General features: G+C 41.7%; 19 protein-coding genes. 10 read left to right on the top strand and 9 right to left on the bottom strand.

What is annotated here, in order from left to right; translation table 11 throughout:
* Positions 1-218: 218 nt before the first annotated feature.
* Entirely contained in the window at positions 219-4,268 is a 4,050-nt protein-coding gene (locus tag ACLI08_RS13065) for a two-component regulator propeller domain-containing protein (protein ID WP_411428941.1), read from the bottom strand.
* Positions 4,269-4,637: 369 nt separating this feature from the next.
* On the opposite strand from ACLI08_RS13065, the gene ACLI08_RS13060 reads away from it, so the two are divergent.
* Positions 4,638-7,718 carry a glycoside hydrolase family 2 TIM barrel-domain containing protein gene (locus ACLI08_RS13060; RefSeq protein WP_411428940.1) on the top strand — a complete coding sequence of 1,027 codons (3,081 nt, stop codon included), beginning with the start codon at positions 4,638-4,640 and terminating at the stop codon, positions 7,716-7,718.
* Positions 7,719-7,777: 59 nt separating this feature from the next.
* Here ACLI08_RS13060 and ACLI08_RS13055 read toward each other — a convergent pair whose 3' ends face one another.
* The 5 genes from ACLI08_RS13055 to aceB form a co-directional block, all read right to left on the bottom strand.
* A complete protein-coding gene (locus ACLI08_RS13055; protein WP_411428939.1) occupies positions 7,778-7,987 on the bottom strand; it encodes a cation transporter in 210 nt (69 codons plus the stop codon).
* A 5-nt stretch (positions 7,988-7,992) separates the two neighbouring features.
* A complete protein-coding gene (locus ACLI08_RS13050) occupies positions 7,993-10,206 on the bottom strand; it encodes a heavy metal translocating P-type ATPase (protein WP_411428938.1) in 2,214 nt (737 codons plus the stop codon).
* Positions 10,207-10,277: 71 nt separating this feature from the next.
* Positions 10,278-10,847, bottom strand: a complete 570-nt coding sequence (locus tag ACLI08_RS13045) for a helix-turn-helix domain-containing protein (RefSeq protein WP_411428937.1) — start codon at positions 10,845-10,847, stop codon at positions 10,278-10,280.
* A gap of 105 nt (positions 10,848-10,952) precedes the next feature.
* Entirely contained in the window at positions 10,953-12,230 is a 1,278-nt protein-coding gene (gene aceA / locus ACLI08_RS13040) for an isocitrate lyase (protein ID WP_411428936.1), read from the bottom strand.
* Positions 12,231-12,334: 104 nt separating this feature from the next.
* Complete coding sequence (aceB, locus tag ACLI08_RS13035) at positions 12,335-13,918, bottom strand: malate synthase A (RefSeq protein WP_411428935.1); 1,584 nt, start codon at positions 13,916-13,918, stop codon at positions 12,335-12,337.
* Positions 13,919-14,051: 133 nt separating this feature from the next.
* On the opposite strand from aceB, the gene ACLI08_RS13030 reads away from it, so the two are divergent.
* From ACLI08_RS13030 to ACLI08_RS13015, 4 genes are all read left to right on the top strand, one after another.
* Positions 14,052-15,539, top strand: coding sequence for a helix-turn-helix domain-containing protein (locus ACLI08_RS13030; protein WP_411428934.1), 1,488 nt, complete (start codon positions 14,052-14,054; stop codon positions 15,537-15,539).
* Positions 15,540-15,638: 99 nt separating this feature from the next.
* The gene (locus ACLI08_RS13025; RefSeq protein WP_411428933.1) at positions 15,639-16,928 is read left to right on the top strand and encodes a DEAD/DEAH box helicase; all 1,290 of its coding nucleotides are present in this window, start codon (positions 15,639-15,641) and stop codon (positions 16,926-16,928) included.
* A gap of 56 nt (positions 16,929-16,984) precedes the next feature.
* A complete protein-coding gene (locus tag ACLI08_RS13020) occupies positions 16,985-17,500 on the top strand; it encodes a hypothetical protein (RefSeq protein ID WP_411428932.1) in 516 nt (171 codons plus the stop codon).
* A 136-nt stretch (positions 17,501-17,636) separates the two neighbouring features.
* The gene (locus ACLI08_RS13015) at positions 17,637-18,473 is read left to right on the top strand and encodes an endonuclease/exonuclease/phosphatase family protein (protein ID WP_411428931.1); all 837 of its coding nucleotides are present in this window, start codon (positions 17,637-17,639) and stop codon (positions 18,471-18,473) included.
* Positions 18,474-18,533: 60 nt separating this feature from the next.
* Here ACLI08_RS13015 and ACLI08_RS13010 read toward each other — a convergent pair whose 3' ends face one another.
* The 3 genes from ACLI08_RS13010 to ACLI08_RS13000 all read right to left on the bottom strand — a co-directional run bounded on the left by ACLI08_RS13010 (position 18,534) and on the right by ACLI08_RS13000 (position 20,747).
* Entirely contained in the window at positions 18,534-19,139 is a 606-nt protein-coding gene (locus ACLI08_RS13010; protein ID WP_411428930.1) for a thermonuclease family protein, read from the bottom strand.
* A gap of 3 nt (positions 19,140-19,142) precedes the next feature.
* A complete protein-coding gene (locus tag ACLI08_RS13005; protein WP_411428929.1) occupies positions 19,143-20,318 on the bottom strand; it encodes a GlmU family protein in 1,176 nt (391 codons plus the stop codon).
* Between the two features lie 177 nt (positions 20,319-20,495).
* On the bottom strand, positions 20,496-20,747 hold the full coding sequence (locus ACLI08_RS13000) for a type B 50S ribosomal protein L31 (protein ID WP_411428928.1): 252 nt from the start codon (positions 20,745-20,747) through the stop codon (positions 20,496-20,498).
* Positions 20,748-20,997: 250 nt separating this feature from the next.
* Between ACLI08_RS13000 and ACLI08_RS12995 the strand changes: the two genes are divergently transcribed.
* From ACLI08_RS12995 to ACLI08_RS12975, 5 genes are all read left to right on the top strand, one after another.
* Positions 20,998-21,588 carry a DUF4199 domain-containing protein gene (locus ACLI08_RS12995; protein ID WP_411428927.1) on the top strand — a complete coding sequence of 197 codons (591 nt, stop codon included), beginning with the start codon at positions 20,998-21,000 and terminating at the stop codon, positions 21,586-21,588.
* A gap of 6 nt (positions 21,589-21,594) precedes the next feature.
* Positions 21,595-22,545, top strand: a complete 951-nt coding sequence (locus ACLI08_RS12990) for a glycosyltransferase family 2 protein (RefSeq protein ID WP_411428926.1) — start codon at positions 21,595-21,597, stop codon at positions 22,543-22,545.
* Between the two features lie 42 nt (positions 22,546-22,587).
* Positions 22,588-24,315: a phospho-sugar mutase gene (locus tag ACLI08_RS12985; protein WP_411428925.1), complete on the top strand. Its 1,728-nt coding sequence runs from the start codon at positions 22,588-22,590 to the stop codon at positions 24,313-24,315.
* Complete coding sequence (locus tag ACLI08_RS12980) at positions 24,315-26,132, top strand: ABC transporter ATP-binding protein (protein WP_411428924.1); 1,818 nt, start codon at positions 24,315-24,317, stop codon at positions 26,130-26,132. The genes ACLI08_RS12985 and ACLI08_RS12980 overlap by 1 nt, the downstream gene beginning before the upstream one ends.
* Positions 26,133-26,248: 116 nt before the next feature.
* Positions 26,249-26,872, top strand: a complete 624-nt coding sequence (locus ACLI08_RS12975) for an HAD family hydrolase (protein ID WP_411428923.1) — start codon at positions 26,249-26,251, stop codon at positions 26,870-26,872.
* Positions 26,873-26,936 lie beyond the last annotated feature (64 nt).

Below are 26,936 nucleotides of genomic sequence, written 5' to 3'. Positions count from 1 at the left end.
ACGTAAAACACATTGGTAAATTAGAAAAACATAGGGGGTAAATTCGCAATGAAAAAACTACAATACATTGATTTTTAAATACTTAAAATAAAGCAGTGGTTTATAACCAATTTACCCCCTAAAAAAAACGTTAAAAAAATAAAAAAACGTTTTCGTAATATATTTTACCTACAGGTAAACTAACATTACAAAAACGTTTGGTGATTAAAAACTGCTTTCTATTTAATAAGATTAAGATCTTTATTAAAAGAGCCTTTATATTTTTTAATATATTCTGATGGTGTAATGCCAAATAGCTTTACAAACTGCTGCCTGAAATACTGCTGGTCTTCAAATCCTACCTGGGCAGCTGCCTGTGCAATATTTAAATCCTCTGTAAGCATAAGTACTGCTGCCCTTCGTATGCGTACCGAACGTATAAAGGCATTAAGGGTTTGCCCGGAAATAAGCTTTATTTTATCGTACAGGCTCCTGTGGCTCATACCCATTTGTAACGCAAATGACTTTATTGTAAAGTCTTCGTTATCCAGGTTTGCCTCTATAATATCTACACATTTCTTTATAAAGTCACGGTACTCCGCAGGTACTTTTGTACTGTTATCTGTACCCGTAACACTATCAAGAAAATAGCTTTTAAGGCTACTGCGGTTTTTAAGCAGGTTATCTACCTTGGCCAGAAGAATATCACTGTCAAATGGCTTGGTAATATAATCGTCTGCCCCCTCAGATATCCCCCTTAAATGAATTTCAGGGCTCGATGTAGCTGTTAGCAATATAACGGGCAAATGATTTAACTCCGGTGTTTCCTTTATTTTCTTACAAAGCTCCAGCCCATCCATACCGTCCATAGAAATATCAGATATAATAATATCGGGTACTTTTTTTAGGGCTGTGTCATAGCCGGAAATTCCGTTTTCTGCCGTGTAAACAATATATGAAGCTGTAAACAGGCTACTAAGGTACGCGCGTATCTCAGCGTTGTCGTCTATAACCAGAACCGTTTTCTTGTCTGTAACAATATCTTTTACATCTTTAATTGTAAGATCTGTAGTTCCCTGCTGCTCAGGAGTGGCATCGCCTAAAAGTTCCTCTACGAGTTCAGACATTTTTGGGCTGATAACATTAATAGGAATATCGGCAAAATGCTCATACCCTTTGCGGAACGTAAGGCTAAAAGTACTGCCTTCCCCCTGCGTGCTTGTACATGAAACCGTTCCATGGTGTTTCTCTGCAAAATATTTTACCACAAACAACCCTATACCGAATCCGCTGCCTGAAACCGGCCTGTTGTTAACCCTCCTGAACTTTTCAAAAATATAAGGTAAATCATCGGGCGCTATACCACAGCCTGTATCGGTAACGCTAACTTCAACGTTATCTTCACTTACTTTAAGGGCTAAGGTAATGCTGCCGCCTGCACCGGTATGTTTAAACGCGTTAGACATAAGATTAAACAGTGCAATCTCTATCTTTTCATAATCGCCAAATAGTACCGTTTTTTTTCTGGGTAATGAGAGTAAAAACTCTATCTGTTGTTCGCGTGCCTGATTTACAAAGCATTGGTATACCTCATTGCACAAATGATTGAGGTTTATAGAAGAAACCTTTAAACCATCGGCATCACTTTCTGCCTTCCTGAAAAGTAGTAGTTGATCTACCAGGCTCAGCAGCCTACGCGCATTTCTGTGAGCCACAGCTAAATCAGCCGGGAGATCAGGGTTCTCGTCTACAGGCTTTTTAACTGCACGCTTCAACGGATTGATTATAAGCGACAAAGGTGTACGGAATTCATGTGAAATGTATGTAAACATTTCCATTTGTTTCTCGGCCAGTTCTTTTTCCTTTTTACGTTCCATCTGCGCCAGCTTTATTTTGTAGCGCATTTGTTCTTTGTTTTTACTGTAACGCAAATAGGCGTATATGGCACCTACAAACATGCCAAAATATAAAGTATACGCCCACCAGCTTCTGTACCAAGGCGGTAAAACATGTACTGTAAGCAATGATGCTGGCATGTTCCATGCCCCATTTACATTCTTTGTTTTTACTTTAAAAACATAAGTCCCTTCGGGTAAGCGGGTATAATTTGCCCGGTGTGCCTTATCCGTATAATTCCAGTGTTCATCCCAGCCATCAAGATAATAGGCATAGCTTACCTTGTCGCTGTTAGTAAAGTCAGGCTCTACAAAATCAAGTGAAATGGTGGTTTGGTCATAAGGCAGCCGTACAGCCTTTATAGCACCGTTTTTTGCAGCAGCAACGTAATCTAAGTTTTTTTCAACCGACTGGTTGTTAACTGCTATAGCGGCTAACAGAATATTAGAATCGGGTTTTTTGGCAGTAACTTTTTCGGGGTAAAAACTATTAAATCCACGTATGCCGCCAAATAAAAATAAACCATCAGATAACACTGTTGCAGCATTAAAACTAAACTGGTTGCTTTGCAGTCCGTCGTTTACCGAAAAGTTCATAAACAATTTAGCATCGGGGTCAAAACGGCTAAGTCCATTATACGTGCTCATCCATAATTCTCCCTGCTTGTCTTCAAGAAGCCTGAGAATGGTGTTCCCCGGAAGCCCGTTTGTGGTAGAATAACGTTTATAAGCACCTGTTTTGGTGTTAAACAAAAGTAAGCCTCCCTCTTGGGTACCCACCCAAAAACGTCCTTTACTATCCTGCAGTACGCTGCGTACGGGATAGCCAATATTAAAGGTTTGGTATTTCCTGCTTCCGGAATCTATACAGAAGAGATTGGTGTAATTACCCGCCCAGATTTTACCATCGGCTGTTTCGGTAATACACTGCAGATTTTTTATATGCGGGTTAAAAATTTCAAACGCATTTTTGCTTTCATTAAAACGATAGAGGCTGCCCTCGTTTGTAGCGCTGGCCCAGATTCCGTTTTTTGAGTCTTTAAAAACAAACCAAACGTTTCGTTCCATTTGCTTTGTTACAGGATTGTAACATTCAAAATAGTCTGTTGTTCCCTTAGCAGGATCTAACCGAACCACCCCCCCGGACCACGCCGATACCCAAATCCTGTTTTTAGCATCGCGTACAAGTCCCGTAATAAAGTTGCTGGTTAGCTTGTATTTGCTGTTTGCTGATTTTGTATAATCAGTATAGGTATCTGTTTTTCTGTCCCAGTAGCGCAAACCTGCGCCGTCTGTACCTATCCAAACATTTTTATGCTGGTCTTCGCAAAAAGACAGGATAAAGTTCTCTGTAAGATTATTGGGATCGGCACCTTTGTATTTATGTGTGGCAAAAAAAGATGGTGTAGCACTAATTATACTAATACCGCCCCTCAGGGTACCTATCCATTTGTTACCTGCTTTGTCTTTACAAAGGCCATACACCGCATTACTTTTTATTACCACCTGTGGGTAAATATCCTTATAAGGCACAGCGGTTTGCGTGCCTTCCTTTACAGCATACAGCCCATTACCATCTGTAGCCACCATAAGGCAGCGTTCGTTTAATAAAAGATTAGTTACTGCAGCTTTCACGTAATTAGATGACAGCGTTTTAGTAAGTGGATTGTAGCAGAATAGCCCTTCATCAGCACCTATCCAAAGCGTACCGTTTCTACCCGGCTGCATACAGTTTGCCTTTACATTCATTGGCTCAACTATCGTAAGCTGATTAGTAGAAACATCAAAACGGCATAAGCCTATATTCCGAACAAATACCCAGGCAAAGTGCTGTTCCGGCAAAGGCTGTAATGCAAGGACGTCAAAATCTGTACGGGTTGACTTTCCGGTCTTAAGTACCGCTTTGTTACCCGTTAAACCCGTGCCGTTAAAGAATAGAAGCCCGTTTTGCTGTGTACCCACAAGCATACCAAGCCTGCCAAAACTCTTTATTTGATGTATGTCCCCATTTACTGTTTTAGTTACTTTTTTATCCCTGAATTTTAAAGGTGTAAATACCCCCGTTACCTGATTAAGTACGCAACCACCCTTGGCAGTTCCTATCCATATATTATTATCAGCATCGCCGCAAAGGCTGTATACGTTATTACTTATAAGCGAAGTAGTATCGTCCAGGCGGTTTCTAAAAACCTTAAACTCGTAACCATCATATCGGTTTAACCCATCGTACGTACCTATCCACATAAATCCATTAGTATCCTGGTACAGGGTAAGTACGGAGTTATTAGAAAGCCCGTGGGCAATATCAAAAAATCGTACCGGGTATTCCTGTGCTTTTAGTGTGGGTAAGATAAGCAGGCAGAATAAAACCCGGAATAACCTAAGTGTTTTCATACAATTTAAAAAAATTTACCACAAGTGAGGTAAACATGTGAGGTAGTTATGTGCCAAATTAACACTTATTTAATAAAAACACAAAAAAACATGACTAAAATTACACTTGATTAATTTTTACAATATTATTATTACAGGTTACGCAACGAAATCGTTTTACAAAACAACTATCAAATCAACAGAAGATAACATACTCTATGTTAGTACATTGACACAAAAACGAAATGAATTAGCAAAGCAGTTGCGTAAAAACCCCTCCTCTATTTTTCCAATTTACCACCGTTGGCATTATGGGTGTATACTATACATTTGTAAAAACGCATAGCTTTTTTAAAGCCGCGTTTAAGTTATAGAACCAAACGGATTAATATGAAAAAAGTACTACCTGTTGTGCTTATGGCAGCAGCGCAAATGCTCACCGCACAGCAAAACGAATGGGAAAACCCACAGCTTACAGACCGGAACAAGCTGGAGCCTCATCCGCAGTTTATTATTTACGGAAACGAAAAAGATGCATCACAAGGTAATGCCGAACTTTCGCCATGGTATAAAAGCCTTAACGGCACCTGGAAATTTAATATCGTGAAATCGCCTGCGCAACGGCCGCTTGATTTTTATAATCCAAATTTTAACGATACCAACTGGAGCAACATAAAAGTACCCGGAAACTGGGAATTGCAAGGATATGATATTCCTATCTATACGAATATACAATACCCTTTTCCTAAAAATCCGCCTTACATAGATGACAAGTACAATCCGGTGGGCACGTATCGTACTCATTTTTCTGTTCCGGAAAAATGGAACGGCCGAAACATTGTCCTGCATTTCGGTTCCATAACCGGGTATGCCCGTATTTTTATAAACGGAAAAGAAGCCGGGATGACTAAAGCCAGTAAAACCGCCGCAGAATTTAATATCACCCCTTTACTAAAAAAGGGCAATAATGTAATGGCGGTTCAGGTTTTTCGCTGGCACGACGGAAGTTACATGGAGGATCAGGATTTCTGGAGGCTTAGTGGTATAGAGCGCGATGTTTACCTTACAGCCTTGCCGGCCACAACCGTTTGGGATTATCAGGTAAATGCCGGGCTGGATGATACGTATAAAAACGGCACATTATCTGCTACGGTTAAGGTTAAAAACTTTAGCAAGACTTCAGGGCAGCAAAACGTTACGTTTACGCTTAAAGATGCTGATGGAAAAGAGGTGTTTAAACAGGTAAAGAAAGTAACCACGAAAGATGGAACCATAAGTTTTGATACCAAAATAATTGGGGTGAACAAGTGGAGTGATGAAACCCCTTACTTGTATAACTATACCATCAGCTGGAATGGTACAAACTCTGAAACCGATGTGATTACCGGCCGTACAGGATTCCGTAAGGTAGAGATAAAAGATGCCCAACTTATGGTAAATGGTAAACCTGTTATGGTAAACGGGGTAAACATCCACGAGCATGATCCTGTAAACGGACACGTACCAAACCGGGAGCTTATGATGAAAGACCTGGCACTAATGAAGCAAAACAACATAAATACCATACGTATGTGCCACTATCCGCACGATCCGTATTTTTATGACCTTTGCGACCAATACGGGTTTTACGTTATTGACGAAGCCAATATAGAAACCCACGATATGGGTAGTGAACCCTATATAGAAAATCGTGAAAAACATCCTGCCTATTTACCTGAATGGGGCAAAGCGCACCACGACCGTATAGAGAGGATGGTAGAAATTGATAAAAACCACCCTAGTATTATTGTATGGAGTATGGGTAATGAGTGTGGTAACGGTCAAAACTTTTACGATGCCTACAAGTGGCTGAAAAAGCGCGATAATTCCCGCCCTATAATGTTTGAACAGGCTATGGAAAACGAGGATACTGATATTGTAGCCCCTATGTACCCTTCTATACAATACATGAAGGAGTATGCTGCCAGTAATAAAACACGACCATTTATAATGTGCGAATACAGCCATGCAATGGGTAACAGTAACGGTAACTTCCAGGAATACTATGATATTATTAGTAGCAGCCCTAAAATGCAGGGAGGCTGCATTTGGGACTGGGTAGACCAAGGAATTACAACAAAAGACGACAAGGGTGTTACTTATCTTGCCTACGGTGGAGACCTGGGCAGCAAAGACCTTCATAACGATGAAAACTTCTGTGCAAACGGATTGGTAAACGCTAACCGCATTCCGCATCCCGGGCTATCTGAAGTAAAAAAAGTATATCAGGACATTTCGTTCTCGTTAAACAATAAAACGTTAACCGTAAAGAACCTGTACAAGTTTATAAATCTTTCAGGATTCAATTTTAAGTGGGAGCTTTTAAAAGACGGCGTAAAGGTTAATGAAGGAACATTTAACCTTAAAACCGAAGCCGGGCAGCAATCCCAGCAGCCACTTAATTTTACTACAGATACAAAAGGTGAATACTACCTTTCGGTATACGCTTATACAAATACACCTACTACGCTGGTACCCGCAGGCCATGAACAAGCAAGGGAGCAGTTTAAAATCAGTGGTGATTACTTTAAAGATATACAAGTGGCAGATAAAGGAAAACTTTCAGTAAAAACTAAAAATGAGGTCCTTAGCTTTACATCTGGCGATGTTACCGGCAGTTTTAATACCAAAACAGGCGAGTTTATAAGCTATAGCAAAAAAGATAATGCAGGAGCCATAACAGCTTTCCCTATTCCATATTTTTGGAGGGCTCCTACAGATAATGACTTTGGTAGCCAGTCACAAAAGAAACTTGCTGTTTGGCGCTTTGCTCATAAAAACCCTGTACTAAAGAGCGTTACCGTAGGCAAGCAGGATAAAACGGGGCAAACCGTTACTGTAAACTATCTGCTTCAAGATGCCAATGTACCGTATACGGTTACCTATTTAATTAAAAACAACGGTAGCATAGAGGTAACAGCCAGTATAGACTGCACAGGTAAAAACCTGCCTGAGCTGCCGCGCTTCGGGATGCGTACGGAGTTGGCAGGAGAGTACAAAAACCTAAACTACTACGGCAGAGGGCCTTTAGAAAATTACAGCGACCGTAATACGGCGGCTTTCCTGGGTACGTATACAGACGATGTAGCCAACCAGTTTACGTGGAGCTACATAAGGCCTCAGGAAAACGGATACAAAACAGACACCCGCTGGATTACACTTACCAATGAAAAAGGCAACGGGATTTACATAACCGGTAAACAACCGCTGAGCTTTAGTGCGCTTAACGTAAGTACAGAAAATCTGGATCCGGGGCTTACTAAAAACCAAAAGCACACCAACGACATTAGGGTTGAAGACAAAGTGTACCTTCACATAGACCTTGCCCAGCGTGGTGTGGGAGGAGATGACAGCTGGGGCGCGTTACCGCATGAACCCTACAGGCTATCTGCCCAAAAATACAGCTATACCTATACCATTAGCTTAAAATAACACTGCATAAATAGTAAACAGCCGCCGTAAAGTAAATGCTTTGCGGCGGCTTTTTTTATTTACAATGCCTCTATTTTAAAGCCGGCTTTTTTTACGGTTTCTACTATGCTATCCTGTGGCAGTGCGGTTGTAACCGTAAGTACTTTATCAGGATTATTAGTATCTACATTCCAGTTTTCTATACCTTCTACGGCATTTAGTAACGGCGTTACTTTTGCTACACATCCGCCACAGTTTATAGAGGTTTTAAATTTCAGTTGCTTTTCCATATTACTTATATCTTTTTAAATTTTAATAATAAACTATTACTCACCACACTTACACTACTTAACGCCATAGCCGCCCCGGCAAGCATAGGATTAAGTAAGAATCCGGTAAAAGGATACAACAGTCCCGCCGCTACAGGTATACCTATTACATTGTAAACAAAAGCCCAGAAAAGGTTTTGCTTTACGGTAGTCATTGTAGCTCTGGATAAGTGTATGGCGGCAGGAAGCCTTAATAAATCCCCAGAAATAATGGTCATTTTTGCCGTCTCAAGCGCCACATCGCTACCGCGCCCCATGGCTATGCTTACATCGGCCTGAGCAAGAGCCGCACTGTCGTTAATACCATCGCCCACCATGGCCACGATGTTACCTTTAGCCTGTAATTCGTTAACAAAATGCAACTTTTCCTTGGGCAATACGCCGGATTTATAGTACTGTATACCGGCTGCAGCTGCTATGCTTTTTGCAGCAAACTCGTTATCTCCGGTAAGCATATATACTACTATGTTATCTTCAGTAAGCCGTTTTACTGCCTTTTCAGAGGTATCTTTTAATAAATCCGCCACGCCAAAAATAGCTAACACACCACTTTCATCGGCAAAAAAAACAACAGATACAGGGTTTTCCTTAAAATTGTCCAAGTAATTTTTTACGGTCTCATCTAAGAAAACCCTATGGTCTGATAACAAGGCTTCATTACCCACCAAATAGGTTTTGCCACCATAAATTGCCACAACACCCTTACCTACAATATTTTCTATTTTAATTCCCTCTACCATTTTAGCTCCTTGTAAATGCTGCACAAGTGCTTCCGCTAAAGGGTGAGCTGATAGTTTCTCTATGCTGTATAATATATCAGCTCCTTCTTTTGAAGACGTAAACCATTTTGATTGTATAACCATGGGCTTGCCCTGCGTTAGTGTGCCTGTTTTGTCTAAAACTACCGCAGTAACCTTACCGGCCCGTTCCAAGCTTTCGGCATCTTTAATCAATATACCAAGCTGTGCCCCACGCCCCATTCCTACCATTAAAGCAGTAGGAGTAGCGAGCCCTAACGCGCAAGGGCAGGCAATAACCAGTACCGTTACCATAGCCATAACCCCTTGGGTAAAGCCGTTATCTCCACCAAGGATAGTCCATAATGCAAGGGTAATTAACGAAATTGCCAATACTACCGGAACAAAAATTCCTGCTGTTTTATCTACAAGGTGCTGCACCGGGGCTTTACTGCCCTGTGCCTCCTCTACCATTTTTATGATCTGCGCCAGTAACGTATCGCCCCCAACTTTATCTACCTTAAAGCGGAAGCTGCCTTTTTGGTTAAGTGTACCTGCCAAAACCTTATCGCCTTGCTGCTTAGCAACAGCAACGGGTTCTCCGGTTATCATGCTTTCGTCTACATAACTGCTTCCCTCTTCCACAGTACCGTCTACCGGGATTTTATCTCCCGGTTTCACCAGTATAAGGTCGCCCATGTGTACCTGCCCCAACTCTATTTCCTCTGCTGTACCCAACCGGAATACCGTAACGGTTTTTGGCTGAAGCGCCATGAGTCCTTTTATAGCCGATGATGTCCTGGCTTTAGCCCTGTTTTCTAACAGTTTGCCTAATAGCACAAACGCTATCACCACGGCAGACGCTTCAAAATAAACGTGCGCGTGTAAACCCCGCCTGTGCCAAAAATCAGGAAACAACGTATTAAATACGCTAAACATATAAGATACCCCGGTACTTAACGCTACAAGAGTATCCATATTGGCCATACGGTTTTTTGCCTGGTTATAAGCACCTTTAAAAAACTGCTGCCCATAATATGCAACCACAGGGGTAGCTAGTAACCACATAACGTATGGCGCCCACGCAAGGTGCATTAAAGCCGGAACCATACCAATGATAACAAGCGGAGCCGAAAAAATCAACGCGCCTATAGTTTTGTTTTTTAATTCGGTATAATGCCGCTGCTCTAATTCCGCAAGGGTATCTGCGGTATCTGCGCCTTCTCCTATAAGCAAATCAAAACCTACAGACTGTAATGCTGTTTTTAAAGATTGCGGGCTGGTTATACTGGGATCAAATTCAATGGTTCCCTTGCCTGTGGCAAAGTTTACCGAGGCACTGGCTACGCCGGGTTGCATGACTAAAACATCCTGGCTGCTGGCAGCACAGGAAGCACAGCTCATATTAAGCACCGGATATATTTTCTTTATTGTAGATGGCATTAATCGTTGTAATTTATACTACAAAATTACCTCTTATGCCGGCGGAAGTGTTATAATTTTCGGGAAAGGTTTTACACCTTTTTGGTAACCGCATCGAGTGGCAGTCGCTGTGGAGAGGTTTGTGTACGGAAAGCAGTAGGTGTTATTCCAGTAATTTTCCTGAACTGGGCAGAAAGGTGTGCTACACTACTATATCCTAAAGTATCGGCAATTTGAGATAGCGTTAGCTGATTGTATTGCAGCAGTTCTTTTACTTTTTCTATTTTTTGAAGGATAATGTACTGCTCTATGGTAATGCCCTCATTAGCAGAAAACAGTTTACTGAGGCCCGAATAATCTTTATGTAGCTCTGATGCCAAAAGCTCTGAAAAAACTATACTGTTATCGCCGGAATGATGGATATGATTAATAATTACCGATTTAATTCGGTCTATAACCTGAGCCTTACTATCCTCTAAAAGCTCGAAACCCTGTATCTGTAATTTCTGCCTTAATTCAGCCAATTGTGTTTCACTAGGTTCCGTAAGAATAATGGCTTCTCCTAGCTGCACACTTTCGGGTTGTAGCTGCACTTCATCCAGTACATTTTCTACTGCCGTAATGCAGCGCGGGCAAACCATATTTTTAATGGAAAGTTTCATAGCGTAAAGTTACAGGAAAATGTAAAGTCCTGCCTTTAGGGGGCAGGACTTTTTTCAAATTAACTAAAATAAAGTAAATCAGCGTTTACATACCAGAATTTATATTTAGAACTGAGCCGTTTCGGTACTGTCTTTCATGGCTACTGTAGAAGCCGTACCAGCAGTTACTGTATTCTGCACGGCATCAAAGTAACTGGTACCCACAAAGTTTTGGTGTTTAATGGCTTTAAATCCATGTTGCTGTAGTGCAAACTCACGCTCCTGCAGTTCGCTGTACCCGGCCATACCACGCTCTTTATAAGCTTTAGAAAGCTCAAACATACTGGTGTTTAGCGCATGGAATCCGGCAAGGGTTATAAACTGGAATTTATAGCCCATGGCAGCAAGCTCTTCGCGGAAGGTTTCCATTTCCTGTACAGAAAGTTTAGCCGCCCAGTTAAACGATGGCGAGCAGTTATATGCCAGCATTTTACCCGGGAATTTAGCATGTATTCCTTCGGCAAACCTGCGTGCCTGGTCAAGATCCGGCGTAGAAGTTTCCATCCATATTAAGTCGGCATACGGCGCGTAAGACAAGCCACGGTCTATACCCTGCTCTACGCCGCAGTTTACGTAATAAAACCCTTCAGAGGTGCGCTCGCCGGTAATAAACTTATGGTCGCGCTCATCTATATCACTGGTAAGCAAGTTAGCAGCATCGGCATCAGTACGGGCTACAATAAGTGTAGGTACTCCCATAACGTCTGCTGCAAGGCGAGCTGCAATAAGCTTATTTATCGCCTCTTGGGTAGGTACTAAAACTTTACCTCCAAGGTGGCCACATTTTTTAGCCGATGAAAGTTGGTCTTCAAAGTGTACACCTGCGGCACCGGCCTCAATCATGCCTTTCATAAGTTCGAAGGCATTAAGGTTACCGCCAAATCCCGCCTCAGCATCGGCTACAATAGGCACAAGATAATCTTTCTTAGGAGTAATTTTATTTACACTTTGTATCTGGTCTGCGCGTAGCAGCGCACTGTTTATACGTTTTACCACAGCAGGTACGCTATTAGCCGGGTAAAGCGACTGGTCCGGGTACATTTCGCCCGAAAGGTTAGCATCGGCAGCTACCTGCCAGCCACTAAGGTAAATAGCTTCCAGCCCTGCCTCAACCTCTTGTATGGCCTGATTGCCGGTAAGTGCACCAAGACCTGCAACAAAAGGCTGGCTGTTTAATTTGTTCCAAAGGATGGTAGCACCTCGGCGTGCTATAGAATATTCAAGTTGGTACGAACCCTGAAGTTCCACTACTTTCTCTGCAGTGTACGGCCTTTCTATACCATTCCAGCGAGGATTTGTAGCCCAGTCTGCAATTAAGGCTTGAATTCTTTCTTCCGTTTTCATAATTTTGCTTTGCTTTAAATGATTATTGCTAGTTATTTAAACACGCCTGCCTGTATGTTGCCGCATACGGCAGGCTTTTTTATTTGGGTTAACTTTGTACGTGATTAGTCGATATAATTATACGCTTCCAGGGTTAAGAACTCCGCGGGTTCTTCGGCCAGTACCAACTTGTTAAAAATGGCAACCGCTTCATCAAACCTGCCTTTTTCAAAGCGTTCTGCACCTACATATTCTTTAATATTATCCAGTTCCTCGGCTACCCAAAGTTCATATAGCTCAGGGCTCAGGTGGGTGCCGTTGTCTACGGTAATGCCTGCCTTTATCCACTGCCACAGCTGCATACGCGATATTTCGGCAGTGGCAGCATCTTCCATAAGGTTATACAGTGCCGCCGCACCCGTACCGGTAATCCAGCTTTCTACATACAGTATACCTACGTTAATATTCTTACGTACACCCGTTTCGGTAATGGTACCTTTAGGCATTTCTAAAAGCTGGCGTTCTGTAACCGATACGTCGTTTCGTTTAATATGGATATGGTTTTTGGTATGCATGTTTTCATTAAATACCTTCATAGCCACCGGTACAAGAGCAGGATGCGCTACCCAAGTACCGTCGTGTCCGTTTTTAGCCTCGCGTTCTTTGTCTGCCTGCACTTTTGCAAATGCCGCTGCATTAGCCTCTTCGTTGTTTTTAACGGGAATTTGCGCTGCCATGCCGCCTATAGCATGGATGTTGCGTTTGTGGCAGCGCTGTATTACCCTTAACGAATAGGCCGCCATAAATGGGGACACCATGGTTACCTGATCCCTGTCGGGAACCATAAAGCCGGGATGTTTTTTCAGTTTTTTGATGTATGAAAAAATGTAGTCCCACCTTCCGCAGTTAAGCCCGGCAATATGATCCCGAAGTTCGTATATGATTTCGTCGAGCTGAAAACTCGCCGTTATAGTTTCAATAAGCACGGTGGCTTTTACTGTACCACGCGAAATATTGAGGTATTGCTGAGCAAATACAAAAACCTCGTTCCACCACCGTGCCTCTTTATAATGTTCCAGCTTAGGCAAATAAAAGTATGGGCCTGAGCCGTTATGGAGTAAATTCTGTGCATTATGATACAGGTAAAGACCAAAATCTACAAGCGAACCGCTCATATTTTGCCCGTTTACCTTTAGGTGTTTTTCTTCAAGGTGTAAACCGCGCGGACGTACCAACAATACGGCGGTCTTATCATTTAATTTATACTGTTTACCATTTTGTTCCAGGCTTATGGTTTTGTTTACAGCATCGCGCAGGTTTTGCTGGCCTTCCATAAGATTAGCCCAAGTAGGCGAGCAACTGTCTTCGAAATCGGCCATAAAAACGCTGGCGCCGCTATTGAGGGCATTAATAACCATTTTACGATCTATAGGCCCGGTAATTTCAACCCTTCTGTCCAGCAGATCCTCAGGTAATTTAGCCGCAGTCCAGTTGCCGTTACGCACATAATCAGTTTCCGGCGGAAACGCAGGGTAAGCCCCTCTATCAAACTCGCGCTGGCGTGCTTCGCGGTCTGTAAGCAATCCCAGCCTTTTATTATTAAAATTTTCATGGAGCGCCGCGAGGAACTGTAATGCCCTTGGGGTAAGTATTTCACTGTAAGCAGTTCCGGCTACCGTTACTTCGCTTTTCTTTACGTTAGTTTCCATACTGAAATGAGGTTTGGGTTAAAGTACATGGCAATATTAAAAATTTATTTTTTACAAAACAAGCGAACGTTCGCTAAATTTAAAAAATAAATTATTACTTGTATTTCCGCTAAAAAATGTAATCTTTGCATTTATGGTTGAAGAAGAATACATACGCCTGATTTTTGGGCTAAAAATGAAACAGATACGCACAGAGAAAGACTTGTCGCTTTTTGGCTTGTCTAAAAAGACAGGGTTGTCTAAATCGTATCTTAATGAAATTGAGAAGGGTAAAAAGTACCCCAAACGAGATAAAATTTTACAAATTGCCGATGCACTTGAAACAAGTTATGACCACCTGGTATCGTTAAAGCTGGATAAAAACCTGGCTCCGATAGGCGAAATACTGCAATCGCGCTTATTAAAAGAAATACCCCTGGATCTTTTTGGAATCCGCGAAAGCGACCTTATAGACATTATAGCCGAAGCCCCTGTAAAGGTTAATGCCTTTATAAGTACACTTATAGAAATAGCCAAGCACTACAATCTTAGCAGGGAGAGTTTTTTCCTGGCGGCGCTGCGCTCCTACCAAGAAGCACAAAACAACTATTTTGACGATCTGGAAAAGAAAGTAGAGCTTTTTGCGAAAGCCTATAATATAAACCTCGATGAAAAAATAAACCCAAAAGAACTGGAAGACATACTGCGCGAAGAATATGGCTACAGCTTTAATAACGATGCCCTTAGCCAGTACACAGAACTTACCAACCTTCGCTCTGTTTTTGTGCCTGAAACCAAAACCCTACTACTTAGCCAAAGCGTAGATGAATCGCAGAAAACTTTTATTTATGCCAAAGAGATAGCCTACAACTACCTGGGCATACAAGACAGGCTTTATACGTTTTCATGGATAAAATTTGACAGCTTCGACCAGGTGCTGAACAATTTCTTTGCCTCTTATTTTGCCGGGGCACTTATTATACCGAGGAAAAGACTGGTGGCTCAGCTTAAAACATTTTTATCTCAGGAGGACTGGCAACCCGAACTGTTACAGGAAATGATGGCGTCATTTACCGGATCTCCCGAAACGTTTTACCAGCGCCTTACCAATATATTACCGAAGGATTTTAATATGCGGAACATCTTTTTCCTAAGGTTTTCACATAACCCGGCAACGGATGATTTCCGTTTAGAAAAAGAACTGCATCTTACTAACCTGCAGGAACCTCATGCCAACGAAAATAACGAACACTATTGCAGGCGTTGGGTTGGCTTACGCACGCTAAAGCAAATAGCAGCCTCTAAAACCAAGGCGGCTTTTGGGGCACAGATTTCGCAGTACGTAAATACCGATAATGAATACCTTGTGCTTTCATCTTCTATGGAAGACCCGTTTAGGGCAGGAAAATACCGTAGCATAGCCTTGGGCATACTGCATAATAAGGATTTGGTTAACAAGGTTCCTTTTCTTAAGAAAGACCCTATTACCCGTATGCTGGTTGGGGTAACCTGCGAGGGATGCGCCATAGAAGACTGCAGCGTTAGGGCCGCTGCCCCTACCCGACTGCAAAAAAAAGCACAGAACAGGCGTACGGAGGAAGTAGTTAATGAGCTGACAGCACGCTTTAGCAAACCACAATAAACCCCTGATTTACAAAACATAAACTCTGCTAACAGATTTTAAATAAAAAGCCTAACTTTACAGGCTAATTTAAAGCTGCGAAATGCGGCATTTTACTGAATGAAATTTGAAGATCTTAACCTTATAAGCCAACTGCAACAAGCGCTAGCCGATGAAGGCTATGAAGCGCCTACACCCATACAGCAGCAGGCTATACCACATATTATAGAGGGCACAGACCTTGTAGGCTGCGCACAGACCGGTACCGGTAAAACAGCAGCTTTTGCTATTCCTATAATTAACAACATCCATCGCATTGTGGGTTCTGCCAAGAAAGTGAAGTACATTCGCGCCCTTGTGGTTACCCCTACGCGCGAACTGGCACTACAAATTGCAGAAAGTTTTAACGCCTACGGCAGGTACACTAACATAAGAACCATTACCATTTTTGGCGGGGTAAACCAAAACCCACAGGTAGAGCAGTTAAAGAAAGGTGTAGATGTACTGGTGGCAACTCCCGGCCGACTACTGGATTTATACAAACAAGGTTTTATTAACCTGGATCACCTGCACACCCTTGTACTGGACGAAGCCGACCAAATGCTGGACATGGGTTTTATAAATGATGTAAAAAAGATTATAAAACTTACCCCTGACAACAGGCAAACCCTACTTTTTTCGGCTACTATGCCATTACCCATCAGGGAACTTGCCGATACGTTTCTTACCAAACCGGAATATGTTTCGGTAGCGCCTATATCTTCAACTGCCGAAAAGGTAAAGCAGCAACTGTATTATGTAGAAAAGTCAGACAAGCACAGGCTACTGTACCATCTTATCCGTAACGAAAACCTGAGTAATGTGCTGGTATTTACCCGAACAAAACACGGTGCCGATAATGTGGTAAAATCACTTAAAAAACACGGTGTAGAAGGCGGTGCCATACATGGAGATAAATCGCAAAGTGCACGCCAAAGGGTACTTGACGCTTTTAAAAACAAAGAAATCCCTGTACTGGTAGCTACAGACATTGCCGCACGTGGCATAGATATAGAGAGCCTGCCTTATGTAATAAACTTTGACCTCCCAAATATACCCGAAACCTACGTTCACCGTATAGGCCGTACCGGAAGAGCGGGTAACAGCGGGCTGGCTATTTCGTTTTGTGGTAAAGACGAAATACCTTACCTTAAAGATATTGAAAAACTGATTCGCTTAAAACTAAAGGTGATTGAAGGGCACCCCTTCCCGCACAAAGAGGAAACACCTGAAAGTAAAGCGAACCCGCCAAAACCTGATTTAAGAAACAAGAACAAAAACGCCGGTGCAAAAGGCAGTAAACCTAAACCAGGCAACAGCAGTTCAAGAAAATCTGAAGGGTCTAAAAAAAATAAAAAGCGTTGGTACTAAAACCAACGCTTTTCTGTTTATATGTGTAAATTTGCCGTGGAAACATATCACCTGAAATGAAAAAAATAACATACCTGTTTTTATTATTCACATCATTAGTTGCTGTTGCGCAAACGCCGCAGAAAAAATCTACTGAATGGGACACGCTGGACCAAACTTTTTTAAAAGTTATTCAGTCACTAATAAAAGAAGACAAGCAGGCATTTTTACAGCTTTCCCTAAATAGCGTAGACTGCCCGGACTGCCCGGAAGTAGATGGTTTTACGAAAGACGGTGCATACCTGCCTGCCGATGTATTCTTTTTCATAACATCGGAGTTTTTTACTAAATCACCTATTTACAAAGCACTGAGCACACGCGGGTATACGTTTACATCTGCAACAATTAAAAAATATAAAGCGCCTGCTACAGGCAATATAGCTAAAGACACCAAGGTGTACGACGTTTGGGTAGATACCTATCTGCCAAACCAGTTAGCCAAAGGGCACAAAGGCACAGGGCACTCGTTCCGCTTTGTAAAAATAAACGGTAAGTTTAAGTTTATTGGCCTTTTGGCGTCTGAAAGGAATTAAATGCAGCCCTGTGCTGCATTTTTTGTTGAGTAAACCATATCTACTTATAACGAAATACGCGTACAATTATTAACATCCCTTAGTCCAAAATAAAAGTAGCGTAAAAAACAGATACCTTTCAAAAACAACAAGATAAATGAAACAATTATTTATTGCACTGGGTCTTATCGCGGCACATACAGTGTCCGCACAAACTGTTGTAAGGGCCATGACCTACAACCTTCGGCTGGACGTAAGCAGCGACGGCGAAAACAAGTGGGACAACCGCAAAAACCTTCTGGCAAAACAAATAGAGTTTTACGAACCCGACTTTTTAGGGGTTCAGGAAGCATTACCACAACAAATGCACTATCTGGACAGCACCATGACCGCCTATGATTTTATAGGCGTAGGCAGGGACGATGGCAAGGAAAAAGGCGAGTTTTCGGCAATTTTTTACAACAAAAGTAAATTTAAAGTACTGCAGCAAAGCACTTTTTGGCTGTCTCAGCATCCTGATAAACCAGGGCTTGGGTGGGATGCCGCCTGTAACCGTGTATGTACGTACGGACTGTTTGAGAACCTGAAAACAAAGAAGAAATTCTGGATTTTTAATACACATTTTGACCATATAGGCACCGTAGCACGTATGGAAAGCGCAAAACTAATTTTGGCTAAGATAAAAGAGCTAAACAATGCTAATTATCCGTTTGTACTTACCGGCGACTTTAACCTTAAGGAAGATAATGAAAGTATAAAAAAAATTACCGAAACGCTGTATGATGCAAAAAAGGTAGCCAAACTTAATCACGGCCCCGAAGGTACATGGAACGCTTTTGACTTCTCAAAACCTGTTACTGAAAGGATTGATTATATTTTTATACCAAAAGACAAAAACGTATCGGTAAAAAAATATGCCACGTTAAGCGATAATAAAAACTTAAGGTATTTTAGCGACCACCTTGCAGTACTTGCTGACATAGAAATCAAATAAGACAGTTTCCCTTACAATAAAACAGCCCGGGTTACATAGGTAGCCCAGGCTGTTTTATTTCTACTTTCTACGTCTTTCCTTACGATAATCCCATGGTGGTGTAGGGTTGTTATCTGCCCAAAGGCCAAGATGTTTTTCCCGTGCCTGGGCTTCATAATCATCCAGCTTTGCGTTATCACTATATTGCTTGTAGTGCCACGCAAACCCGGCCTTTATCATTTGTTCGTTTACATTAGTACCTTCCTGGGTAGTAATTTTCCCTACTATACGCCCATATCGATCTCTACCTGTATTTATCACAGTAACAGTTTTACCAAAACAAAGGTCAGAAGCGTACTGCTTTGCCTTCATACCAAAAGCCTGCTTCTTCTCCGGGCAGTCTATTTCAGCAAGGCGTACACGCTCCGGCACGCTATCGTACAACACCTCAAACGTATCGCCATCCTTTATACCGATAACTTTACCTGTAAATGTATCAAGCTCACGCAGTACCTTAGGCTTCTTAGTGCTATGGCTTTTATGCTGTTCCGGAGCCTCAACAGGCGCAGGGTTTGTACGGCGTTCTTCATTTCGCTGGGTTAGCCTGCCCAGGTTAAACACCAGCAAAACAATAGCCAAACCAATGGTAACTAAAGCAATACCGCCCTTTTTGTTCTGCCTTGCCATACGTTATAGTTTACGTAGCATATCAGTTTGGGCATACACCTCACGCAGTATGGCTTCGTCTTGCTCTGTAAAAGTAACATTGCGCCTTGCCATTACTTCACGTGCTGTTTCAAATGCTTTTTCGGGCTCATAGGTAGTCATTCCCTGAGGGCCGCCCCACGAATAACTCGGTATAAAGTTACGAGGATAGCCACCTCCAAAAATATTGGCGCACACCCCCACTACAGTACCTGTATTAAACATGGTGTTTATACCACTCTTACTATGATCGCCCATAAAAAGACCACAAAACTGAAGTCCGGTTTTTATAAAACTATTTTTTTCGTAACTCCACAGCTTTACAATATCATAATTGTTTTTAAGGTTAGAATTATTAGTATCAGCGCCAAGGTTACACCATTCACCAAGAACTGAATTGCCTAAAAATCCGTCGTGGCCCTTATTGCTGTAACCAAACAGTACGGAATTACTTACTTCGCCTCCTATCCTGCACTCTGGGCCCACGGTAGTTGCCCCGTATATCTTGGCTCCCATCTTTACCACAGCGCCTTCACAAAGCGCAAAAGGCCCGCGGATTATAGAGCCTTCCATAATTTCGGTATTCTTACCTATATAAATAGGCCCTGTGGAAGCATTAAGCGTTACGTATTCAAGTTTTGCGCCTTCTTCAATAAATATATTGTGTGGCGCAATGGTGTTTACACTTGCAGGGATATCCTGTGACTCCCTGTCGGCAGTAAGTAGTTCAAAATCCTCACGGAGTGCTGCATCGTTCTTTTTAAAAATATCCCAAACGTGCTCTATCTTTATAACCTCGCCATCGAGCTCTAAAACTTCATACTCATCAAAATCAACATCTTCCTGCGTATCGTTTGTATAGAAGGCCACAACTTCGTCTTCAGAAAATATAGCCTGGTTAGGTTGTAGCTCGCGCACCATCTCCGCAAGTATGGCATTTGGCAAATAAGCACTGTTAATAAGCACGTTTTGCTCCATTTCTACCATGGGATATTTTTCTCCCAAATATTCTTCGGTTACTGTAGTAGTAGTGTAACCCAGGTAGCGCTCCCATTTTTCGCGTATGGTAAGAATACCAATGCGAATATCGGCAACCGGGCGGGTAAAGGTAAACGGCAGTAAAGCATTCCTTACCGGGCCGTCAAACAATATATAGTTCATCTGAATAAGAAAATTGCAGGTTTAGATTTCAAAGGTAGGAAAAAAAGCCACTGAGTTTTTTAGCTTGTTTATTTACTTAACTAAAAACATTACTAACCTGATAAAGCCATCACACCAGATGTCCAAAAACAAAAAAGCCTCCCGAAAACGGAAGGCTTTTGTATTGATAAGCTAAAATTACTTTTGGAATTTAGCGTATTTGTTTTTGAATTTATCGATACGACCGGCAGTGTCAATAAGTTTAGATTTACCAGTGTAGAAAGGGTGTGAAGCACGAGAGATCTCCATTTTCACTACAGGGTATTCAACACCTTCGTGGATAATTGTTTCTTTAGTGTCAGCAGTAGACTTAGTGATGAAAACTTCGTCGTTAGACATGTCTTTAAAAGCTACAAGCCTGTAAGATTCCGGGTGGATACCTTTTTTCATTTCTTTTCGATTTTATTAATGCTGCATCCTGTTTCGCGGCTTCCAATTTGTTACTTCCGGAAGGTGTAAACCACAAACACAGCTTTTGTTGTTATTTTACATTAAATTCAGGCAGCAAAATTACACTTATTTTTTTAATATCAAACCCTGCAATATATTTTTTATTAAATGTAACATAACGCCGCAACTTGCTACCTATATAACGAGAATTAGTATATTTGTCAGTTCAAAAATCAAAAACAACTTAGCCATGAGTGAATTTACAACCAAAACACCTGTTACTACTACAAAAGCGGCTTCAAGCTACGGAGTAATTTTCGCAATTATAATGATTGCAGAATTTGTAATCGCTTACGTAGCAGACATAGACGCCACCGAAAATGCGTGGGTAGGTATTGTTAACGGACTACTAAACAACCTTATATTGCCCGTAGTATTTATATCACTTGCTGCTAATTACTATAAAAAGGCACACGGCGGTTATATAAAATTTGGCGAAGTAATTAAAACCGGTGTTACCGTGGCTGTTATAGCTGCAGCAATCTTTGCCTTGTTTAACATAGGCTTTAATCTTGCTGTACCAGAGGCACAGGCCGAAATGATTGAAAAAATGAAAGCGGCTCAAATCAAGGCTAACCCACAAATGACGTCCGCACAATTAAAAATGGCTATGAGCATGGCAGAAACCTTTATGAAGCCTTACATAGCTTTTCCATTCACCATTTTATTTTTCGCATTCTTAGGATTAATTTATTCACTAATAATAGGCGCTATCGTTAAAAAGGAAAATCCTTTTGGCGATGTAACCCCCCAAGACGTAAACAACATTGGGGCAGAATAACTGTAAATGAACATATCTATAATAATTCCCCTTCTAAACGAAGACGAATCGCTTACTGAACTTCACAGCTGGATTGTGCGTGTTATGCAAGAACAAAATTACAGCTATGAGATACTTTTTATAGACGACGGCAGTACCGACTCGTCTTGGGATGTGGTTAAAAACCTGTCTACTAAAGACCCTAACGTTAAGGGTATGCGCTTTTTACGCAATTACGGCAAAAGCCAGGCGCTGCATGCAGGCTTTGCACGTGCACAGGGCGATGTTATTATTACCATGGACGCTGACCTGCAAGACAGCCCCGACGAAATACCGGAACTATATAACATGGTTACCTCAGGCGGTTATGACCTTGTAAGTGGCTGGAAGAAAAAGCGCTACGACTCTGTAGTTGCAAAAAATCTGCCCAGCAAGCTTTTTAACTGGGCCGCAAGGCGCACCTCTGGCGTACACCTGCATGATTTTAACTGTGGGCTAAAAGCCTACAAAAATGCCGTAGTAAAGAACGTAGAGGTATCCGGCGAAATGCACCGTTATATACCTGTACTCGCTAAAAATGCAGGGTTTGCTAAAATTGGCGAAAAAGTGGTAATACACCAGGCACGTAAATATGGTACGTCTAAATTTGGCATGAACCGCTTTGTAAACGGCTTCCTCGATTTAATTACCATTTGGTTCCTGTCTAAATTTGGGAAAAGGCCTATGCACCTTTTTGGGGCTATGGGCGTAGTTATGTTTTTAATAGGCATGTTTTCGGCAGCCTATATAGGTTTCCTGAAACTGTACAAGCTGTACCACCATGAAAAAACCATACTTGTAACCGATAACCCTTGGTTTTATATAGCCCTTACTACAATGGTTATAGGTACCCAACTTTTTCTGGCTGGTTTCCTTGGCGAAATAATTCTTCGCACAAAAAACAACGAAGAGCGTTATAAAATCAGCGAAACTTTATAATTTTAAGACTTGATCAACGCGTTATAAAAAAACTAAAGAATTATGGAAATCGAAAAAGCTTTACTGGATAAGGTAAATGTGTGGCTAACACCTGCCTTTGACAGCGAAACGCAGGCGGCCATTAAGGGTTTAATGGAAACATCGCCTAAGGAACTTGAAGATGCATTTTACCGTAACCTGGAGTTCGGAACCGGTGGTATGAGAGGTGTTATGGGCGTGGGTACTAACCGTATAAATAAATATACGCTTGGAAAAGCCACCCAGGGACTTTCTAACTACCTTAAAACTTCTTTTCCTGGTCAGGAATTAAAAGTAGCTATAGCATACGACTGCCGTAATAATAGCGACACCCTAGCTAAAGTGGTAGCCGATGTATTTTCGGCAAACGGAATTAAAGTATTCCTTTTCTCTGAGTTGCGTCCTACTCCTGAGCTTTCTTTTGCTGTACGCCACCTGGGGTGCCAGGCAGGTATAGTACTTACAGCATCGCACAACCCACCGGAATATAACGGTTATAAAGTATACTGGGCAGACGGCGGACAGCTAGTACCACCACAAGATAAAGAGCTTATACAGGTTATAGAGGCTTTAGAGTACAGCGCTATTAACTGGGATGCTAAAGAAGACCTGATAGAACTTATAGGAGATGAAATAGACAAGGAATTTGTAAAAATGGCATTGGTTGCGGCATCGTTTAATACCGCTGCTGAAGCAAGAAAAAACCTTAAAATAGTATACACCCCGCTACACGGAACATCGGTAAAACTTATACCGGAACTGTTAGAGCAGGCCGGTTACAGCAATGTACACATAGTTGCAGAGCAGGCAGTACCAAACGGCAACTTCCCTACGGTAAAATCACCAAACCCTGAAGAGCCGGAAGCGCTAAGCATGGCAGTAGCACTTGCAGATCAGTTGGATGCAGACGTGGTTATAGGTACTGACCCTGATAGCGACAGGCTTGGCGTAGCCGTACGTAACGGTAATGGTATAATGACCCTGCTGAACGGTAACCAGACTATGGTACTAATGACCGAGTTTTTGCTTAGCGAATGGAAGAAAAAAGACAAGCTAAACGGCAAGCAGTTTATAGCATCTACCATTGTATCTACACCTATGATGCACGACCTGGCTTCGGCATACAATGTAGAGTGTAAAGTAGGCCTTACGGGCTTTAAATGGATTGCCAAAATGATTGTAGACTTCCCTGAACAGGAGTTTATAGGCGGTGGCGAAGAAAGCTTTGGTTATATGGTAGGCGATAAGGTGCGCGATAAAGATGCTGTAACCTCTACCCTACTGCTTTGCGAAATTGCCGCACAGGCAAAAGCTAATGCCAGCTCACTGTACCAGGAGCTCCTAAAACTTTCGGTTAAATACGGATACTACAAAGAGCACCTGATTTCTATTACCAAAAAAGGCAAAGAAGGGGCTGCTGAAATAAAACAAATGATGATAGACCTGCGCGAAAACCCGCTGAAAGAAATCAACGGGCAACGCGTTATTATGGTAGAAGACTATCAGGCATCTACTGCACTTAACCTGCTTGACGGCACTAAAGAAGAACTTACGTTACCTAAGAGCGATGTACTTATTTATTACCTTGAAGACGGTAGTAAAATCTGCGCACGCCCTAGCGGTACCGAGCCAAAAATTAAGTTTTACTTCAGCGTTAACGAAAAGCTTGACGACGTGAAGAACTTTAAAGCGGTTGAGGCTTCTCTTGACCAAAAAATACAGAATATTATAGCCGGTATGGCACTTAACTAATGGATGATAATTTTAAGAAATTAATTCCATATACTAAAAAGTACAAAACCAACATTGTTTTAAATGTTACGTTTAACGTATTATACGCGTTATTCGGAACCTTAGGGATGGTGTTGGTTTTCCCTGTTTTAGACGTACTTTTTGGTAATGGGGAAAAGGTAACCCAGTTACCTAAATATACAGGTCTGCTGGAAATTACAGACTACGCTAAAAAAACACTGTTTTATTACGTAACCCAGCTAGATCCTTCAGATGCGCTACTGCTTACAATATCGTTAGTAATTATAACCTTTTTACTAAAAAACCTTTTTAACTTTCTGGGGCTGCAAAACCTTATGAAGTTAAAAACAGGCGTACTGCGCGACCTGCGCGACAAAATGTATAGTAAAATTGTGGAGCTGCCTGTATCCTACTACTCCGAAAAGCGTAAAGGCGATGTAATGGCCCGTATGCTGGGTGACGTAAACGAGGTACAAAATTCATTTTTTGCCATACTGGAACTTATTGTAAAAGAACCGCTTACCATTGTATTTTCATTGGTAGCCATGTTTAGCATAAGCTGGAAGCTTACGTTGTTTGTATTTATCTTCATTCCCATTTCGGGATTATTGATTTCTAAAATAGGAAAATCGTTGAAGGGCCAGTCTATTCGTGCACAGCAGGAAAACGGTTTCCTTATTTCTATAGTGGAAGAAACCCTAAGCGGACTTAAAGTGGTAAAAGCTTTTAATTCTGAGGGGTATTTTAAAAATATATTTACCGGTTCTACAGACAGGCTGTATATTCTTACCAACAAAATTGGAAAGAAAAACAACCTTGCCTCTCCCCTTTCCGAGTTTATGGGGATAGTAGTAATATCTGTACTCTTATTTTATGGTGGTAACCTTGTGTTGGTAGACCACTCACTTAAAGGATCGTTGTTTATAGCCTATATAGGCCTTGCGTACAACATACTTACACCCGCCAAAGCCATTTCTAAGGCCATGTATCAGGTAAAGAACGGTATTGCTGCTGCAGAACGCGTTTTTGAAGTTTTAGAAACCCCTAACGTAATCGCAGACCGTAAGGGTGCCGAAGACATCAATACGTTTGAAAAAGGCATTTCGGTTAAAAACGTAACGTTTGCCTACAATGAGCACCCTGTGTTGACTAATTTTTCACTGGAAATACCTAAAGGCAAAACCGTGGCACTTGTAGGGCAGTCAGGATCAGGCAAGAGCACCATAGCAAACCTGCTGTTACGCTTTTACGATATTGAAGAAGGAAGTATAAGCATAGACGGCCACGAAATAAAAGATGTAACCTTACAATCGCTACGCGAACAATTTGGCCTTGTTACCCAAGACAGCATAATGTTTAACGGCAGTATAGCCGATAACCTACGCATAGGTAAACACAACGCCACTGAAGAAGAAATTTATACCGCGCTTAAAATAGCCAATGCACTTGAGTTTGTAGAACGCCTTCCGGAAGGTATAGAAACAAACATAGGCGATTCTGGCAGCAAATTATCAGGGGGGCAACGACAACGCCTTAGCATAGCGCGTGCCGTGCTTAAAAACCCTCCTATCATGATTCTGGATGAAGCCACATCTGCACTGGATACCGAGAGCGAAAGGCTGGTACAGGTAGCACTGGACAATATGATGCAAAACCGTACCTCTGTTGTTATAGCGCACAGGCTGAGCACCATACAAAAAGCTGATGTTATTGTAGTTATGAAGCACGGTAAAATTGTGGAACAAGGTACTCACGACCAACTTTTGGCCCTCGATGGCACCTATAAAAAGTTGGTAATGCTTCAGTCTTTTGAATAAAATCATCAGTGTATGCGATTATTCAGTTATTCGAAAAACCCTTAAAATAATATATAGCCGCAATAATGCGGCTATATTTTTTGAACTAAAAAATTACAAATCATAATCATTAAAGAATGATAAAAGCCATAATATACGATTTAGATAACACCATATTCCCTGTACCTGCCATAGGAGATAAATTATTCGGACCTCTGTTTAACCTGATTGAAAGCACAGGCAAACACACCGAAAATATGGACGCGATACGCTACGCAATTATGCGTACCCCGTTTAGGATTGTAGCGCAGCGAAATAACTTTAGCCATTCGCTTACCCAGGCTGGCATTGCGCTTCAGGAAACGCTTTTTTATGATGAGCCTATAGCTACGTTTGAAGATTATCCCCTAACCCGCTCCCTGCCCGGAGAACGTTTTCTTGTCACTACAGGATTCGACAAAATGCAAAACAGCAAAATAGACTGCCTGGGTATACGTAAAGATTTTAAGGAGGTGCATGTGGTAAACCCGGTTATAACCACAAAGAAAGATGTATTTAACGATATTCTAAAACGCTATGGCTACCAGCCAAATGAAGTACTTGTTGTAGGTGATGACCCTGAAAGCGAAATCGCAGCCGCGAAGGCACTGCAAATACCTACTGTTATATACGACCCTTCGGATTTATTTCCTGCTGATGCAGCAGATTTTAAGATAAAACACTACTCCGCTTTAGCTGATATAATTTCTAATTTAATATAATTATAATTTACGCAGGCGCTGCATTTAGGTTTTTTGCCGTATCTTTAAATAAACCTATCTTCTA

It is taken from the genome of Flavobacterium sp. RNTU_13 (assembly GCF_046614455.1).
Taxonomy (GTDB): Bacteria; Bacteroidota; Bacteroidia; order Flavobacteriales; family Flavobacteriaceae; genus Flavobacterium.
The sequence above is the reverse complement of the archived record's forward strand: the minus strand, read 5'-3'. Positions and strand labels throughout refer to the sequence as shown.

What these genes read in the sequence shown, in the direction of transcription:
- ACLI08_RS13065 (WP_411428941.1), bottom strand. Translation starts at nt 4,268, where the DNA reads ATGAAAACACTTAGGTTATTCCGGGTTTTATTCTGCCTGCTTATCTTA.
- ACLI08_RS13060 (WP_411428940.1), top strand. Translation starts at nt 4,638, where the DNA reads ATGAAAAAAGTACTACCTGTTGTGCTTATGGCAGCAGCGCAAATGCTC.
- ACLI08_RS13055 (WP_411428939.1), bottom strand. Translation starts at nt 7,987, where the DNA reads ATGGAAAAGCAACTGAAATTTAAAACCTCTATAAACTGTGGCGGATGT.
- ACLI08_RS13050 (WP_411428938.1), bottom strand. Translation starts at nt 10,206, where the DNA reads ATGCCATCTACAATAAAGAAAATATATCCGGTGCTTAATATGAGCTGT.
- ACLI08_RS13045 (WP_411428937.1), bottom strand. Translation starts at nt 10,847, where the DNA reads ATGAAACTTTCCATTAAAAATATGGTTTGCCCGCGCTGCATTACGGCA.
- aceA (WP_411428936.1), bottom strand. Translation starts at nt 12,230, where the DNA reads ATGAAAACGGAAGAAAGAATTCAAGCCTTAATTGCAGACTGGGCTACA.
- aceB (WP_411428935.1), bottom strand. Translation starts at nt 13,918, where the DNA reads ATGGAAACTAACGTAAAGAAAAGCGAAGTAACGGTAGCCGGAACTGCT.
- ACLI08_RS13030 (WP_411428934.1), top strand. Translation starts at nt 14,052, where the DNA reads ATGGTTGAAGAAGAATACATACGCCTGATTTTTGGGCTAAAAATGAAA.
- ACLI08_RS13025 (WP_411428933.1), top strand. Translation starts at nt 15,639, where the DNA reads ATGAAATTTGAAGATCTTAACCTTATAAGCCAACTGCAACAAGCGCTA.
- ACLI08_RS13020 (WP_411428932.1), top strand. Translation starts at nt 16,985, where the DNA reads ATGAAAAAAATAACATACCTGTTTTTATTATTCACATCATTAGTTGCT.
- ACLI08_RS13015 (WP_411428931.1), top strand. Translation starts at nt 17,637, where the DNA reads ATGAAACAATTATTTATTGCACTGGGTCTTATCGCGGCACATACAGTG.
- ACLI08_RS13010 (WP_411428930.1), bottom strand. Translation starts at nt 19,139, where the DNA reads ATGGCAAGGCAGAACAAAAAGGGCGGTATTGCTTTAGTTACCATTGGT.
- ACLI08_RS13005 (WP_411428929.1), bottom strand. Translation starts at nt 20,318, where the DNA reads ATGAACTATATATTGTTTGACGGCCCGGTAAGGAATGCTTTACTGCCG.
- ACLI08_RS13000 (WP_411428928.1), bottom strand. Translation starts at nt 20,747, where the DNA reads ATGAAAAAAGGTATCCACCCGGAATCTTACAGGCTTGTAGCTTTTAAA.
- ACLI08_RS12995 (WP_411428927.1), top strand. Translation starts at nt 20,998, where the DNA reads ATGAGTGAATTTACAACCAAAACACCTGTTACTACTACAAAAGCGGCT.
- ACLI08_RS12990 (WP_411428926.1), top strand. Translation starts at nt 21,595, where the DNA reads ATGAACATATCTATAATAATTCCCCTTCTAAACGAAGACGAATCGCTT.
- ACLI08_RS12985 (WP_411428925.1), top strand. Translation starts at nt 22,588, where the DNA reads ATGGAAATCGAAAAAGCTTTACTGGATAAGGTAAATGTGTGGCTAACA.
- ACLI08_RS12980 (WP_411428924.1), top strand. Translation starts at nt 24,315, where the DNA reads ATGGATGATAATTTTAAGAAATTAATTCCATATACTAAAAAGTACAAA.
- ACLI08_RS12975 (WP_411428923.1), top strand. Translation starts at nt 26,249, where the DNA reads ATGATAAAAGCCATAATATACGATTTAGATAACACCATATTCCCTGTA.